This window comes from Novosphingobium resinovorum (assembly GCF_001742225.1).
In the GTDB taxonomy this organism is placed as follows: Bacteria; Pseudomonadota; Alphaproteobacteria; order Sphingomonadales; family Sphingomonadaceae; genus Novosphingobium; species Novosphingobium resinovorum_A.
On record NZ_CP017077.1, the window covers coordinates 746,219 to 761,668 of the forward strand.

Below are 15,450 nucleotides of genomic sequence, written 5' to 3' on the forward strand. Positions count from 1 at the left end.
GCGCCGCGGCTTTCACCGGATGGCTACGACACTCCCAACGTCCAACTTGCTAAAGATCCATCAGCAGCAACCGCCCGCTTTGCGGAAGTTCAGCGCGTTGCCCGCCAATCCAAAAACCGGCCATCCGATTTGTTTCCAGGTCAGCGTTACGTGTTACCGTTTCGGACTGAGGGTTTCCGATGCGAGATCGCTGTGACCTGTCTGCGGCAAACTCCACGACTGTACATTTGTCGGTTAGCCCGGATGGAGCACCGCTCGCAGCCTCTTAAGCAATATTCCTGCTATAGGCTGTACCTATGTTTATCTAAAAAATGCATATTTTACATGATGCTTTGGATGATGGACAACGGCCCAAAGAGACGAAAGGAGAGGCTTGTTGCCCCATAAAATGGAACGCCGGAAATTCGTCGGTTTGGCGATGACGCTCGCTAGCGCACTCGCGGTGCCCGCACATGCATTTGGCAAGCAGCCAGCGTTAGCACGGGTGATCCTCGACAACGACTTCGCTGGTGATCCGGACGGATTGTTTCAGCTTGCGCATCACGCATTGTGCTCGTCGGTCAAGATTTCTCTCATCGTGGGATCGCACCTTCCCGCCAAGTTCGGCAGCGGGCACGACGCCCAAGATGCAATCGCACGGGTTGGCGAAGTTCTCGAAATCATGAAGCTTGCCGGCAAGTATAGCATCATAGCCGGATCCGAGACGCCAATCCAGTCACGCACCTCCTCGAAACCCAGTACGGCATCGGCTGCCATCGTCCGCGAAGCTATGCGCGAAGACGCTAACGAGCCTCTGATCTATGCGGCCGGCGCTGGGCTAACCGATCTCGCGCTCGCTTGGTTGTCTGAGCCGCGCATTGGCCGCCGCATAAAATTGGTCTGGATCGGTGGGAACACTCATTCCGGCTTTGGAAATCCCGGAGCCAAGCCGGGCGAACCGGAATTCAATTTCTCTATCGATCCTGTAGCGGCGCAAGTGCTGTTCAACGAATCCGATATCGAGATCTGGCAAGTGCCCTCCGATGCCTATAGCCAGATGCTGTTCAGCACGGCCGAACTTGAGGAGTTGGGTGGACAGAGCCGGCTCGGCGCCTATCTTAAGTCTAGGGTCGATGCGATACCGGAGATGTTCGCCAAGATACCTGGCGTACCCCCGGTGGCCATGACAGACGCCTACGTCCTGGGCGACAGTCCGCTGGTGACATTGACCGCGCTGGTTCCCCCTATGCAGCCAGATCCTACATCGAGCCGGTACAAGCTGCTGCCAACACCAAGGCTTCTCGACAACGGAAGCTATGCGGAGCGTGCGGGTGGGCGCCCCATGCGGGTCTACACTTACGTCGATGCAGGACTGACATTCAGGGACATGCTGGCGCGTTTCAGGCTTCTTTCGGCAGCATAGGCTCCGGAACAAGTGCCTGTCTGATTTCATGGCCGGGCCCACCCGCCTGCCGCTTCACCAAGGACTTCGCATGATCGACCGACGTTCAATCATCGCCGGCGCTGCCGCGCTTGCTGCCGCGCCCATGCTTGCTGGAAAAGCGCTCGCCGCTCCTGCGCAAAAGCAATCCTCGCTAGGATCGGCCAGCTTCCCTTCCGGCTTCCTGTGGGGCGCGGCTACTGCCGGCCACCAGATCGAGGGTAACAACACGAATTCCGACCAGTGGCTTCTCGAGAATGTGCAACCTACTATCACTGGCGCGCCGTCGGGTGATGCTGTCAACAGCCTCGAGCTATGGCGAGATGACCTCGACCTTGTGAAAAGCATCGGGCTCAATGGGTTCCGCTTCAGTCTTGAGTGGCCACGCATCGAGCCGGAACCGGGAATGTTCTCGTGCGCCATGCTCGATCACTACAAGGCCATCATCGATGGCTGCCGCGAACGTGGTATTGCCCCGGTGGTCTCCTTCAACCACTACACAACGCCACGCTGGTTTGCCGCCCAAGGAGGATGGTTGCATCCCGATGCGAGCGACCTGTTCGCTCGTTTCTGCGAGCGGGCGGCCAAACATCTCGCAAGCGGAATAGCAATCGCGACGACCTTGAACGAGCCGAACCTGCCCCGCCTGCTGCCCTTCGTTCTGCCCCCTCAGTTCATGGGAGGATTGCGCGCCAATCTGGCTGCGGCCGCAAAGGCTGCGGGCGTACCGCGCTATCTCGTGGCTAACACCGTCTTGCCGGAGGACGTCCCCGCCCTGACCGCCGCGATGATCAAGGGCCACAAAAGTGCGCGTGCCGCGATCAAGGCAGTGCGCCCCGACCTTCCCGTCGGCTTCACACTGTCTATCGCCGACGACCAGCCCGTCGGCCCGAATTCCATCCGAGACCGGATGCGGGCCGAACTCTACGGAGACTGGCTGGCAGTGGCGCGCGATGACGATTTCGTCGCCATCCAGAACTACGAACGCATCCTGTGGGGCAAGGATGGCCGCCTCCCTGCGCCTGCGGGCACGCCGCGCAATTTCCGCGGCGCCGAAGTATATGCTCCGTCACTCGCCGGCGCGGCGCGATACGCCTACCAGGCGACCGGCAAGCCGGTTTTGGTAACCGAGCACGGTGTCGGAACCGACGACGATACAATCCGCGCCAACCTTATCCGCGACGGCCTACGGGAACTTCTCGGGGCGATGGCCGAAGGAGTCCCGGTACAAGGCTATATCCATTGGACGCTGATGGACAATTACGAATGGGGAGCTGGCATCGGCCACGGCGCCTTCGGCCTTGCCAGCGTCGATCCGGTCACATTCAAACGGTCTCCTAAGCCAAGCGCTCAGGTTTTGAAGGCAATCGCTCAATCAAATTCAATATCGCCGATTTGAGGTGGTAGCAGCCGGGCTCGATCTCTTGTGCAAGGGAAGGCGCGAAACTCGTTTTCGCCTTCCCAACCATGTCCGCCCGACGCAGACGGGCGTACTCGATCACTTGGGCAGGTCGGCAATCGACCCACTCTCTCAGCCTGCCGGCGAATGCAGTACTCGCACCGGTGACGCTTGAAGTCGCAGCAGGTCTGGTGCTCGGCAAGCCGATCGGCGTGTTCGGCTTGTCGCTGTTGGCCACCAAGCTGAGATTGGCGGATGCTCCGGCGCATGCCAGCCGGATGCAGAATGCTGGGGGTAGCCCTGCTCTGTGGGTTCGGCTTCACGATGAGCCTTTTCATCGCCCTCCTGGCGTTCCCGGGCGACCCGATCCTTCAGTCCGAAGCCAAAGTCGGCATTCTCGTCGGTTCATTGATTTCCGGCATTCTGGGCTTCTTGGTGCTGCGCATCGCGCACCGTGAAGTCCCGATCAGCCATACAGCAGCGTCAGCGTAATCGCCGTACAGGCTACCACAGCCACGACCAACGGCGCGCCCATCCGGGCATAATCGCTGAATCGGTAGCCGCCCGGCCCCATGACCAGAAGATTGTTCTGATGACCAATCGGGGTCAGAAAGTCCGATGATGCGCCGATAAGCACCGCCAGCAGCGCGGCATCGGGACTGACGTGGAGAAGATTGGCGGCATCTATCGCGAGCGGGCCCATGATGATCGCCGTCGCCACGTTGTTGAGGAAGATCGAAAGCACCAAGGTGACGGAGCAAAGCGCGGCCAGCACGACGATCAGCGGCAATCCCGTCAACGTCTCGCCCAGCCACTGTGCGGCGATGGCTGCAGCACCGCTGTTCTCAAAGCTCTGTCCAACCGGGATCATGGCTGCAAGCAGGACAATCACGCTCCAGTCGATGGAGCGGTAGATTTCCTCAGATGGCAGCAGCCGCAGCGCCGCGATCAGGACCGCGGCGCCCGTGAAGGCCAGCGCAGGCGAGAGACCTAGCCCGACGATGCAGGCGATTGCCGCTGCGAAAATTGCGAGAATTCCGGCCGCGCGGCTGTGAGCGGTCGGGACGGGATCGTGCCGGTCGATCTCAAGGACACGGGCACTGGCGCTGAACGCACCAAGTTCTGCCTGAGGACCGCGGATATAGAGCTGGTCGCCTGCCCGTATGCGCATGTCCACCAATTGCCGCCGTTCCCTGGCCACGCGGGGGCCTACCGCGACAACCTGCAGCTGCTGCCGGCTGCGGGTTCGCACTTCGTCGTAGCCAAGCCCGATGAGCGGAGAGCCGTGCGCCACCGCGACGCGGACGGTGACGGCATCTGGCACATGGTCTGCTGGAACATCGCTGGCGAGGCCAGCTGTCGCTGCTACAGACCACTGGTTCTTACGCGAAACGACCAGCAGGCGGTCCCGCGCCCGAAATTGACTGACGCCGGTTATCGGCGCGATGTCCCGGAAGGTGGCGAGCATCCGCGCTCCGGCAGCCCGGAGGCGGCTACGCAGTTCCTCGGCATCCAGACGCTCGTCCACCACCGACAGCTCGTACACCCGCCACGGCGGCTTTCCGTTGCTGGAACTGCGCGTCCGCACCGGCAGCAGGCGCCACCCCACCACACACAGGTAGGCAAGGCCGACGACCGTCACTGCGACCCCCACGGGGGTCATGGCAAAGAAGCCGAGGGGCGCACCCAATCTCGCTTCCCGCACGGAAGACAGGATGAGGTTAGCCGGCGTCCCGATCAGCGTCGTCATCCCGCCCAGAATCGTTGCAAACGCGAGGGGCATCAAGGTGGCGGCCGGTGATCGCCTGGCCGTACGCGCGATCTCGGCCGCGATCGGCATCGTGATGACCAGAGCGGCGATATTGTTCATGAAGGCCGAAAGCATGGCGCCGACGACCAGAAGGCCGGCCAAGCGTATCGCGAACGGCGCATTGATTGGGATGATCCGATCGGCAACGAGACCCGCAGCGCCGCTGAGCTCGATCGCCCGCCCGACCACAAGCACCGCCGCAACCGCCATCACGGCAGGATCGGCAAATCCGGCAAAGGCGTCAGCCGGCGCGACAAGACCCGTCACCAGGCAGGCGAAGAGCGCAAGAAATGCAACCAGATCATGCCGGACACGCTCGGATACGAACAGGACGAGTGCACCCAGCAGGATCAGGGCACTGACAAGGGCCGGGCTCAAGGCTGTTCCCCGTCTCCTTCGACTTCTCGCAGGACAAAGCGGCTTCCAGCGGCCGGAGCAGGCACGGCTTCGACACCGTTCTCCCGCAGGAGATCAGCGATGGTGATGGCTCGCCGCTGGGTCAAAGAGGGGGTCTTTGGTGCCTCCTTCGGCAGCCCCGGAACACCGAGAGCACGCACATTCCAGCGTTTTGCGGCCCATGCGCTCACCAAAACGGCTTCGCGCGCCGGAAGGTCGAGTGCATCCTGTGAACCGGGGAATCCGATCGACGGATATGCCATCTGCGGCGGGGTGAGCACCACGTCCCATCCATCCGCCTGGGTAGCAGCCCGGCGTTCCAGGGTGCGGTACGTGGCCAGCGTGGCTCCGGGAAGCGGCATTGCATTGGCCATCGCACGATGGTGATCGCGGTCAATCGTCACGGCATCGGACGCGATGCCGGCTGTCAGGGCGAGCATCTGTGAAAGGCTTGCAATGCGATGGGTTTCGATGGCAGCGGCATCCCCTGCCTGGCGGATTTCCTCGCGCTGGGCCTCGATCGCACCGGCCCCCGCCTCGAGCAGAACCTGATCCAGCCGCAGCTTGATCGGCTGGCCCAGTCTTGCGGTGAGATCGTCCTGCAAAGCTGCGGTGCGCTTCATCTTGTCGCGCGGCGTTATGACGACGGCCCGAACCACCGCCGGCTGCGCGTCGAAGTCGATGTCGAGTTGAGTAACCCGAGCATCGGAACCGAAGCGTTCGGAGAGGAAGGACCGGGTCTGGTTCAGCGTCACCGCTTCGCCGGCAATCTGCTTGAGGGAGATGCCAAGCGGAATGGCCATCGCCACAAAGACGAACAACAGGACGAAGGTCTGCGTCCATGTCTGCTGACTGGAGAGGCGGTGTCCGAAACCATAGAACCGGGCCATTATCATCGCCGAAAGCGCGATCGTCACGAAGTTAGTGACGAACAGTGCAAAGGCCCCGCCCAGCACCGGCATGTTCCAGGTCGCAAGGCCAAAGCCCACCACGGCCAAGGGGGGCATCAACGCCGTTGCGATGGCTACGCCGACGATTGTGTCGCCGCGCCCGCGGATGATCGCGAACGTTCCGGCAAGCGCTGCGAAAAGCGCGACGGCGAGATCGAACAGATTAGGCCGCGTGCGCGCGATGATCTCGCTGGTCGGTGCCTGGAGGGGTGACAGCGCAACGATCAGCGCCGTGAACAGCACCGCCGCGCTGGCACCGATCGCAAGCGCCGTCAGCGCCCGTCTCATCTCGCTGAAGTCGAACAGGGCAAGACTGAAGCCGAGCCCAAGGATCGGACTCATGAGCGGAGAGATCAGCATCGCGCCGATCACCACCGCCGGGGAGGACAGCAGCAGGCCGAGGACCGCAATACCGGCCGACATCATCACCATGAACGCGTAGCGAGGAGTCCAGCCGCTATCCGCGACGATGCGCGCCATCACCGCTTCGTGATCGACACGCCCCACGACCGATCGGCGCCACCAGCGGTAGAGCGCGACATGCTCCAACCGTTCATGGATGGCGCCCTCGTGGCCCGGCGCCGCCGCCGATTGAGATGCCGTCATTCCTGCCCCGTCCCCATAACCTTCAAACTGGTGGTGGAATAAGCCCCTTCATCGCGTGCGGTTGCAGGTGCCGAGCGACGAGACGACCATGCGATAGTCGTTCAGCGCCTGTTCCTGCTTTGCGCTGCTGCGCGATACGTTCGCGGCTGCGGGCGGATAGGCGGGAAGGAAGCAGGCCAGGCTATACCATGCCAGGCTGTCTTGCCGCGGGGGCGCTTCAGTTGCGGCAGCCACCTGCGAGAAGGACACGCCCCAACTCGGCGCCATGCCCGGCTGATGGCGTACCGTGATAGCCGCGCCTCTCCCGCCCTTGGTGTCGAGGAAGATCTGTGTTTGCCCCTGTCCAGCAAGGTTGCCCGGCACAAACATCAGTTCCCGTACCCGTGTGACGGGTGACGGCGCGTCGGGCGCCACCATTTCACTCAGGATGGACCGCAAGCGTGCTTCCTGGAGCGGCGTCCACAAGATTTGCGCCGTTGGATCGACGAGCTTGATGTCACTGGCCTTGTCGGGCACGCGCCAGGCGAAGAGCAGCACCTCGCGCCCGAAAAGCTCCGGACGGTCCTTCGGCAGATCGACAAGGTAGCGCAGCGAAGGGCCGATGCCCTGACGTCCGTAAATCAGGGCCTCGGTCTGCGCTTGCGCGTAAAAGCGATCGTGCAGCGCGGTCGGATTACGGACCTGGGCGGGATCGAGGCGCGATATCGTCTGGACCCGCGCTTTGATGACCATGCCTGCACGCTTGGACAGTTCCACCAGGTCCGGGTAGCTCGGACCGGCCGGCTGCGGCGCTGTCTGTGCATGTGCGGGCGCGACCGAAACGAGCGCAGCAGCCGCAAGTGAACTGGCGCAAAGGGCTTTGATGGAAAAGTCAGGCATGGACTGTATCTTTCTTCCGGGCTGCATCCTCATGCCGCCCGATCACCGGCACATCCGAGCCATGCGTGACGAGACCCGCAAGGTCCAGACCTGTCGGCCTCTGGAATAGGCGCAGGGCGAATTCCGGCATGATCGCGATGAGATGGTCGAAGATGTCGGCCTGAATGTCCTCGTACCTCGCCCAGACGGTCGTGGATGCGAACGCATAGATCTGCAGGGGCAAGCCATGCTCGCCGGGTTCCAGTTGCCGGACCAGCATGGTCTTGTCCTTGGCCATGTCTGTACGGCTGCGCAGATAGGCGAGGACATAGGCGCGAAAGGTCCCGATGTTGGTGAGCTGGCGAGCATTGAGAACTTCGCTGGCGGCATGATGACGGTTCCAGTCTGACACCTCTCGCTGACGATCATCGAGATAACCCCGAAGCACGGCGAAGCGCGACAATCGTGCAAGGTCCTGGTCGCCAAGGAAGCGCACACTGTTCTGATCGATCATCAGCGAACGCATGATCCGTCTCCCGCCGGACTCCGCCATACCGCGCCAGTTGCGGAAGCTGTCCGTGATCAGGCGGTGCGTGGGTATGGTGGTTATCGTCTTGTCGAAGTTCTGCACTTTCACGGTATGAAGCGCGATATCGATGACGTCGCCATTGGCGTCGAGTTTGGGCATCTCGATCCAATCTCCCACCCGGATCATGTCGTTCGACGTGATCTGAACGGATGCCACCAGCGACAGGATCGTGTCCTTGAATACCAGCATGAGTACCGCCGCCATGGCGCCCAAGCCGGAAAGCAGCAACAAGGGGGACTGATCCATGAGCGCCGCGATCACCAGGATCGCGGTCGCGCCATAGACGAGCAGCTTTGCCACCTGGACATAGCCTTTGATCGGCCGGTCACCTGCTTCCGGACGACGCTGGTACTGCTCGTTGCCCAGCGTCAGTACACCGGTCAGCGCCAGGGCAAGGCTGACGATGATGATGGCTGCACAAATACTGTGGACGAGGCTGGGCAGTGCCATCGGCAGCCCCGACACAGTGCCGATACCGCCCTGTACAATCAGGGCGGGCAGGATGTTCGAAAGGCGCGAGACGATCGCACCAATGCGATCCGCGCCGACTTCGAACGGTGTGCGCCGGATCAGCCGCATCATCCCGTTCAGCACGATCCGCCGGGCGATCCAGTTGGCGAGCCACGCTGAACCCGCAAGCACGACAATCCCGAGCACTGTACGCGCCCATGGTTCTTGTGCCCACGCCCCCGTAAGTCGGGCAAGGGCGGCACTGGCATCGATCGGCAAAGAAAGTCCCCCAAGGTTGTTGTCAAGCGGCCCGCAGCGGCTGTCGGGCGGTTTCGTCGGTGAATCGCAATGCCGCGAGGCCCACCACGCAGGCGGCGATCATCACGTAGGCGGGCATCAGCGGATCGCCGGTACGGTCTATCAGCCAGGCGTTGACCGCAGGCGCAGTCCCGCCGAACAGCGAGGTCGACAGGTTGTAGGCGATTGCAAAGCCCGCAAAGCGCACCGGCGTCGGGAAGAAGGCCGGGAACGTTGCCGAGATCGTCGCCAGTTGCGGGACATAGAGCATTCCCAGAAGCGCATAGCCGATTACCGCACTCACCGGGCCTGCATCCATCACATGATAAAGCGGGACCACCGCCAGCATGAGCCCGATCAGCGAGGCCATCCACATGGGCTTCCTGCCGATCCGGTCGGAGAGTGCCCCCGCGAAAGGCAGGAGTACCATCATGAACAGCATTCCCGCCAGCGGCACCGCCAGCGCGGCGTCGGTAGAGAGGCCGAGGCGCCGCTCGAAGTACGTCGGCATGTAGCTCAGCAGCGTATAGTTTACGACGTTGAGCGCGATGACAAGGCCGCTCATGGCCAGCAGCGGGCGACGGTGGCGGGTCAGCAGGTCGCGTAAGGGAGATCCGGCGCCGCGATGCTCCTGTTGCTCCACCTCCCGGAAAAGCGGGGTCTCTTCCATGCGCGAACGCAAGTAGACCCCCACAAGACCGAGCGGCCCGGCAAGCAGGAACGGCAGACGCCATGCCCACTCGCGCATCGCGGCATCGCCCAGCAGCAGCGAGAACCCGAGCATGAGCACTGCGCCCGCACAGAAGCCCGCCAGCGTGCCGACTTCGAGAAAGCTGCCGTAGAAGCCGCGCTTCGCATCGGGTGCATATTCGGCCATGAAGATCGCCGCGCCGCCGTATTCGCCGCCTGTCGAGAACCCTTGCACCATGCGCAGGATCACCAGCAATGCGGGTGCCCACATGCCGATCGCGGCGTATGACGGGATCAGGCCGACCAAAACCGTCGCGCCCGCCATCATCACGATCGTCACCCCCAGCACCGCCTTGCGCCCGTGGCGATCGCCCAATGGCCCCCAGAAGAACCCTCCGAGCGGGCGGATCAGGAACGAGATCGCGAACGTCGCCAGCGCAAACAGCGTCGCCTCCGCCGTGTCCCCGGGGAAAAGCGCTGCGGAGATATACGTCACGCCATATGCGTAGATGCCGTAGTCGAACCATTCGGTGGCGTTGCCGATAGCCGAGGCGGCGATTGCGCGGTGCAGGACGGCGGGCGGGGTCGGTTCGGTCATGAAGATGTGCTTTCGTCGGCGGCGTCAGGCGTGGCCGACATTTCGATTGAAAGGGGCGTGGTTCGCGGCAGAACGACGTAGGTTTCCTGAAGATGGGGCGGCACCGGCTCGGAACGGGCCTGTCGCCACAAGCCGAAGACGAGCGCCGTGCCTGCGCAGACTGCGACGAACAGGAACAGTCCCGAAGTTCCCAGAAAAGTCATCGCGATAGCCGCCATCGAAGGCCCGATCGCGGCGCCGAGCGAGTAGAGAAGCACCAGCCCCCCACTGGCCGCTATCCGCTGATCCGAGGTCAAGTGATCATTGGTGTGAGCGACACACAAAGGGTACAAAGCGAAACTCAAGCCGCCAAACAAGGCACCGAACGCCATCAGCGGCGCGGTGCCGCTCGTCAGCGCGATGGCAAGGCTGGCGATGAGCGTTCCGGCAAAGCCCATCACGATCACCTTGCGCCGGTCCATGCGGTCCGACAGGCGACCCAGAGGCCACTGCAGCGCGACGCCGCCCATGATGACCACGCTCATGAACAGGGCCGTCGCAGACAGGTCCAGCCCGGATCGCCGCGCATAGACCGCGCCCATCGCGTAGAATGCCCCGAGCATCACGCCCGTCAGAAACGCGCCGACAATGCCAAGCGGAGAGACGGCGTAAAGTTCGCGGAAACCCAGCGACGCGCCCTCTTCCGGTGCAGGCGCCGCGATCCGGGTCAGGACCACCGGCACCGCGGCAAGCGAGATCAGGATCGAGCCTGCCAGCAGCGGCATCGTCGAACCCCCGCCGCCAAGGTTCAGCGTGAACTGGCCGATCGCCTGCCCGCCGTAGAGCGCGATCATGTAGCCTGCCAGGATGCTTCCGCGCCCTGCCCCTTCGGCCCGCTCGCCCAGCCAGCTTTCGAGACAGACGTAGATACCTGCAAGGCAAAGGCCGTCGGCAAAGCGCAGCGTGCCCCATAACAGCACATCGCGGTGGATCGCGTAGGCCAGCGTACTGGCGCTCAGAACCGCGACAAAGGCGGCGAAGGCGCGGATATGGCCGATCCGGCGCAGCAATGCGGGTGCGCGCAGCGATCCGGCGACCAGCCCCGCGAAGTAGGCGGTGCCGACAAGACCGATCGCCAGCGTGCCACTTCCCGCGCGCTCGAGACGCACGCTGACAAGCGTATTCATGAACCCGCCGCCCGCCATCAGCATGAAGATGGCGAGCAGCAGGCTGCGCACGGGAAGGATGGCGTTCAGCATCGACGAAGTGGAACCGGGCGTCAGGCCGCCGCGCGTTCCTGCGCCGTCGTCGCGCCTTCGACGAGCGCCTTGTGCAGCACGCGCACGGCGGGGTCGAAGTCCTCGACGCCGACGATGAACTGCACGTCCACGTTGCGGATCTGGTGCTGCATCGCGACCATGCCGATCCCCGCTTCCGCCAGCGCCATGAGCGCGCGAGGGACGAGACCCGGCTCGCCCAGATCGCTGCCGATCACCGAGACCATCGCCACCGGCTGCACCGTCACCGCCGCGCCCGGCCACTTCGCCTCGATGTCCGCCACGATCGCAGCCATCTGCGCCGTGTCGGTGCCCGAAAGGTAATGCGTGATCGTGTTGGCGTTGGAGCTCTTGCTGACGATCCAGGCGCCGTGGCGGGTCAGGGTGTCGAGGATCGCGGCATCGTAGCCCTTCTCCCCCACCATGTCCTGCTCGAACACCTGCAGCGCCTGCACCGAGGACAGGCCGGTGACGATCTCCACGCGCGGCGCTTCGGAGACGTAGTCGCCGCAGATCAGCGTGCCGCCGTCGTGCCGGTCGAAGGTGTTGCGCACCCTGAGCGGAATTCCGGACTGGCGCAGCCCCCGCCCGGCACGCGGATGGATCGCCTCCATGCCGAGGTTGGCGAGCTGGTCCGCCACGTCGTAGTTGGTCCGCCCGATCTTGCGCGCCACCGTTTCGCCGACAAGGCGCGGATCGGCGCTGGAGAGGTGGAACTCCTTGTGGATGACCGCCTCGCGCGCGCGCGTCAACACGGCGATGCGCGAGAACGTCATCTCCGAGTATCCGCGCGCATAGCGGCGCACCATGCCGCCCTCGCACCCGGCATAGCCGGTGACGATGGGCATCTGCGTGGCGAGATCGATCGGGCCGAGCGCCTCCTCGATCCGGGCATCGAGGCTGCGCATGTCCTCGTGGTTCCACAAGGTGAGGTCGACGAAGACCGCGTTCACGCCCCGGTCGCGCAGCATCAGCGCGGTAGAGTGCGCCGAATGCGCCTCGCCCAGCCCGGCCAGCATCTCGCGCACGGTGGTCATCTGCTCCTTCAGGCAGAAGCGGCCGTGTGCGCGCAGCCGGTCGAGATCGTCGAGGCAGGTTTCCAGCGCGGCGATGCGCCTGGCCACGAAGGCGTCGGCTTCCTCGCGGCTTTCGGCGCGCGCAAACATCTCGGCATTGCGCGCCCACATCGCGCCCATCACGTCGGCCAGCGCCGAACGCCAGGCGCCGGGCACTTCGTTGCGGATGAAGTGGGCATGGACGCCGGGCCGGCCCGACTTCTTGTGCTCCAGCAGCAGGTCGGTCATCCCGGCATAGGCCGAGACGACGAAGATGCGGTTGTAGAGGTCCGCGCCTTCGCGCCCGGCGATCAGCACGTTGTCGAACACGGTCGAGGTGGCGGCCATCGAAGTGCCGCCGATCTTTTCTACGGAATGCGCTCCGTTCATGCAGGTACTCCTTCGAGGCTGCCCGAAACGGGCGTCACCGGCTTCACATCGCGCGCGGCGATGAAATCCGGGCGCGGGGTGGCAGCGGCGAAGGGTGCCTCCAGCCGGTTGCTCACCGCGTTGTAGACGAGGAACGCATTGGCGCGCGGGAACGGGGTGATGTTGCCGTTGGAACCATGCATCGTGTTGCAGTCGAACACGATCACCGTGCCAGGCTTGCCGGTGGGCGCGACGATGCCCTGACGGTGCGCCAGTTCGGCCAGCGTGTCCTCGTCGGGCACGCCGTATTCCTGCTTGCGCAACGACGCCTTGTAGTGATCGTCCGGCGTCTCGCCCACGCAGGCGATGAAGACGTGCTGCGATCCGGGGATCACCATCAGCGGACCGTTGTTGGGCGTGTTTTCCGCCAGCAGCACCGACATCGACAGCGCGCGCATGCGCGGCATGCCATCCTCGGCGTGCCAGGTCTCGAAGTCGGAGTGCCAGTAGAACTCGCGGCCCTTGAACCCCGGCTTGTAGTTGAGGCGGGACTGGTGGACGTAGACCTCGTCGTCGAGCAGATAGCCGGCGACGCCCGCCAGCCGTTCGTCGGCGGCAAGGCGCGCCATCGTGTCACTCTGTTCGTGAATCTCGAAGATCGAGCGGATTTCGCGGCTGCCGTGTTCGGCAATCACCGTCTCGTCCTTCAGCCCCCTGGGATCGCCAAGCAGGCGCCCGGTTTCCGCCTGGAGCGTAGCCATCTCGGCTTCGGAGAAGACGCCCTCCAGCACGAGATAGCCATCGCGATCGAACTGGGCGATCTGCTCTGCGGTCAACGGCGCGCCCGGCTGCCAGGCGCGGCGGGCGACAGGTTCGCTGCGCGGGAACAGCTGGGGTTCGGCCGCGCTGCGGGTGGGATAGTGGTCGTGCATCTTGTGCCCCCTTTCTCCTCAGTCCGCGAGTGCGGGTGCGCTGGTATCGGCGGGATAGGCGCCGTTTTCGTCATGGACCTCGCGGCCCGTCACCGGCGGGTTGAATACGCAGGCGCACACGATGTCCTGCACCGGGCGCACGATGTGCCTGTCGTTGGCGTTGAGCGCATACAGCACGCCCGGCTTCAGCTCATGCGTCAGGCCGGTGCCAAGGTCCTCGATGGTGCCCTCGCCCTGCATCACCAGCACCGCTTCCAGATGGTTCTGATAATGCATGTGCAGCTCCTCGCCCGCGAACATCGTGGTGACGTGGAACGAGAAGCCCATCTTGTCGTCCTTGAGCAGCAGGCGGTCGGAGTGCCAGCCGTTGGAATCGACGTGACGGTCGGACTTGCGGATGTCGTTGAGATTGCGAACGATCATGTGTGTATTCCTTTGAATTTGGAGGGAGTGTTCAGGCGGCCACGCCAATTTTCGGCAGCGCCCGCTCCACCGGGGCGATCGCGGCTGCGACCGCCTCTTCCAGAATGTCGAGCCCGGCTTCGAGCACCGCATCCTCGATGGTCAGCGGGGCCAGTACCTTGACGATCTCGTCATGCGCGCCGCTGGTCTCGATGATCAGGCCCTCTTCGAAGCAGGCCGACGTGATCTGCGATGCGACCTCGCCGCTGCCGACGTTGATGCCGCGCATCATGCCGCGCCCGCGCGTGGTCAGGCCATGGCGCTCGGCCATGCGCTCAAGCCGCCTTTCGAGGATGCCGCCGCGCCGCGCCACCGCATCGATGAAGGCCGGGTCGGCCCAGAATTCGCGCAGCGCTGCGGTGGCGGTGACGAAGGCGTGGTTGTTGCCGCGAAACGTGCCGTTGTGTTCGCCGGGGCTCCAGACATCGAGGTCGGGACGCATGAGCGTCAGCGCGAAAGGCAGGCCCATGCCCGAAAGCGACTTCGCCAGGGTGACGATATCGGGCGTGAAGCCCATGTTCTCGAAGCTGAAGAACCCGCCGGTGCGGCCGCAGCCGGCCTGGATGTCATCGACGATCATCAGCGCGCCGTGCTTCTTCGCCAGCGCGGCGATGCGGCGCAGCCACGCAGGGCTTGCGGCGTTGAGGCCGCCTTCGCCCTGTACCGTCTCGACAAGAAACGCAGCGGGCGCGTCGAGGCCGCTGGAGGGGTCGGAAAGGCGCTGTTCGAGCAGGTCGGCGGTGTCCACCTCACTCCCGTAATAGCCATCGAACGGCTCATGGCTGACGTGGCTGAGCGGCACGCCTGCGCCGCCGCGCTTGCCCGCATTGCCGGTGCAGGCGAGGGCACCCAGCGTCATGCCGTGGAAGCCGTTGGTGAAGGCGACCACCAGTTCGCGGCCCGTGACCTTGCGCGCCAGCTTGATCGCGGCTTCCACCGCGTTGGTGCCGGTCGGGCCGGTGAACATCGCGCGATAGTCCAGCCCGCGCGGCTCCAGGATCACGTCCTCGAACGTGCGCAGGAAAGCAGCCTTGGCGTCGGTGTGCAGGTCGAGCGCATGGGTCACGCCGTCATTGGCGATATAGTCCATCAGCGCCGCCTTGAGCACCGGATGGTTGTGACCATAATTCAGCGAGGAGCAGCCCGACAGGAAATCGAGATAACGCCCGCCCTCGTTGTCGTGGAGCCAAGGCCCTTGCGCCTTGCCGAATTGGCGAGGCATCGCACGCGAATAACTGCGCACCCTGGATTCGCGGCGGTCATAGATCTTCGTATCCGGCGCGGTGGCGCTCGGCATGGGAGTCTTCGTCATT

The 15,450-nt window shown here is 63.9% G+C and carries 12 protein-coding genes and 1 pseudogene; 3 read left to right on the forward strand and 10 right to left on the reverse strand.

The annotated features are described in order from the left end of the window. Positions 1–376 precede the first annotated feature (376 nt). The 3 genes and pseudogenes from BES08_RS28515 to BES08_RS32360 form a co-directional block, all read left to right on the forward strand. Positions 377–1,402 carry a nucleoside hydrolase gene (locus BES08_RS28515; RefSeq protein WP_231958407.1) on the forward strand — a complete coding sequence of 342 codons (1,026 nt, stop codon included), beginning with the start codon at positions 377–379 and terminating at the stop codon, positions 1,400–1,402. Between the two features lie 70 nt (positions 1,403–1,472). After that, a complete protein-coding gene (locus BES08_RS28520) occupies positions 1,473–2,819 on the forward strand; it encodes a family 1 glycosylhydrolase (RefSeq protein ID WP_069710238.1) in 1,347 nt (448 codons plus the stop codon). Between the two features lie 131 nt (positions 2,820–2,950). Further along, a pseudogene (locus BES08_RS32360) lies at positions 2,951–3,311 on the forward strand (Na+/H+ antiporter NhaA); the annotation flags it as partial. On the opposite strand, the gene BES08_RS28530 reads toward BES08_RS32360, so the two are convergent. From BES08_RS28530 to ectB, 10 genes are all read right to left on the reverse strand, one after another. Beyond that, positions 3,286–5,007 carry an SLC13 family permease gene (locus BES08_RS28530; protein ID WP_069710063.1) on the reverse strand — a complete coding sequence of 574 codons (1,722 nt, stop codon included), beginning with the start codon at positions 5,005–5,007 and terminating at the stop codon, positions 3,286–3,288. The pseudogene BES08_RS32360 and the gene BES08_RS28530 overlap by 26 nt on opposite strands. Next, the gene (locus BES08_RS28535) at positions 5,004–6,581 is read right to left on the reverse strand and encodes a DUF389 domain-containing protein (protein WP_069710064.1); all 1,578 of its coding nucleotides are present in this window, start codon (positions 6,579–6,581) and stop codon (positions 5,004–5,006) included. Before BES08_RS28535 ends, BES08_RS28530 begins: the two co-directional genes overlap by 4 nt. 48 nt (positions 6,582–6,629) lie before the next feature. Beyond that, positions 6,630–7,460, reverse strand: coding sequence for a hypothetical protein (locus tag BES08_RS28540; protein ID WP_069710065.1), 831 nt, complete (start codon positions 7,458–7,460; stop codon positions 6,630–6,632). Then, positions 7,453–8,670: a mechanosensitive ion channel family protein gene (locus BES08_RS28545; RefSeq protein ID WP_008829163.1), complete on the reverse strand. Its 1,218-nt coding sequence runs from the start codon at positions 8,668–8,670 to the stop codon at positions 7,453–7,455. Before BES08_RS28545 ends, BES08_RS28540 begins: the two co-directional genes overlap by 8 nt. Positions 8,671–8,779: 109 nt before the next feature. Then, the gene (locus BES08_RS28550) at positions 8,780–10,063 is read right to left on the reverse strand and encodes an MFS transporter (RefSeq protein ID WP_069710066.1); all 1,284 of its coding nucleotides are present in this window, start codon (positions 10,061–10,063) and stop codon (positions 8,780–8,782) included. Then, positions 10,060–11,301 carry an MFS transporter gene (locus BES08_RS28555; RefSeq protein WP_008829161.1) on the reverse strand — a complete coding sequence of 414 codons (1,242 nt, stop codon included), beginning with the start codon at positions 11,299–11,301 and terminating at the stop codon, positions 10,060–10,062. The genes BES08_RS28550 and BES08_RS28555 overlap by 4 nt, the downstream gene beginning before the upstream one ends. 20 nt (positions 11,302–11,321) lie before the next feature. Further along, a complete protein-coding gene (locus BES08_RS28560) occupies positions 11,322–12,764 on the reverse strand; it encodes an aspartate kinase (protein WP_069710067.1) in 1,443 nt (480 codons plus the stop codon). Continuing rightward, entirely contained in the window at positions 12,761–13,675 is a 915-nt protein-coding gene (gene thpD, locus BES08_RS28565; RefSeq protein ID WP_069710068.1) for an ectoine hydroxylase, read from the reverse strand. Before thpD ends, BES08_RS28560 begins: the two co-directional genes overlap by 4 nt. 18 nt (positions 13,676–13,693) lie before the next feature. Next, on the reverse strand, positions 13,694–14,098 hold the full coding sequence (locus BES08_RS28570) for an ectoine synthase (protein ID WP_069710069.1): 405 nt from the start codon (positions 14,096–14,098) through the stop codon (positions 13,694–13,696). A gap of 31 nt (positions 14,099–14,129) precedes the next feature. Further along, on the reverse strand, positions 14,130–15,449 hold the full coding sequence (gene ectB / locus BES08_RS28575) for a diaminobutyrate--2-oxoglutarate transaminase (protein WP_069710239.1): 1,320 nt from the start codon (positions 15,447–15,449) through the stop codon (positions 14,130–14,132). Between the last annotated feature and the right edge of the window lies 1 nt (position 15,450).

Bases quoted from the DNA above. Each gene is read 5' to 3' on its own strand.
- BES08_RS28570 (WP_069710069.1), bottom strand. From the start codon at position 14,098: ATGATCGTTCGCAATCTCAACGACATCCGCAAGTCCGACCGTCACGTC.
- thpD (WP_069710068.1), bottom strand. From the start codon at position 13,675: ATGCACGACCACTATCCCACCCGCAGCGCGGCCGAACCCCAGCTGTTC.
- BES08_RS28535 (WP_069710064.1), bottom strand. From the start codon at position 6,581: ATGACGGCATCTCAATCGGCGGCGGCGCCGGGCCACGAGGGCGCCATC.
- ectB (WP_069710239.1), bottom strand. From the start codon at position 15,449: ATGACGAAGACTCCCATGCCGAGCGCCACCGCGCCGGATACGAAGATC.
- BES08_RS28550 (WP_069710066.1), bottom strand. From the start codon at position 10,063: ATGACCGAACCGACCCCGCCCGCCGTCCTGCACCGCGCAATCGCCGCC.
- BES08_RS28540 (WP_069710065.1), bottom strand. From the start codon at position 7,460: ATGCCTGACTTTTCCATCAAAGCCCTTTGCGCCAGTTCACTTGCGGCT.
- BES08_RS28520 (WP_069710238.1), top strand. From the start codon at position 1,473: ATGATCGACCGACGTTCAATCATCGCCGGCGCTGCCGCGCTTGCTGCC.
- BES08_RS28560 (WP_069710067.1), bottom strand. From the start codon at position 12,764: ATGAACGGAGCGCATTCCGTAGAAAAGATCGGCGGCACTTCGATGGCC.
- BES08_RS28555 (WP_008829161.1), bottom strand. From the start codon at position 11,301: ATGCTGAACGCCATCCTTCCCGTGCGCAGCCTGCTGCTCGCCATCTTC.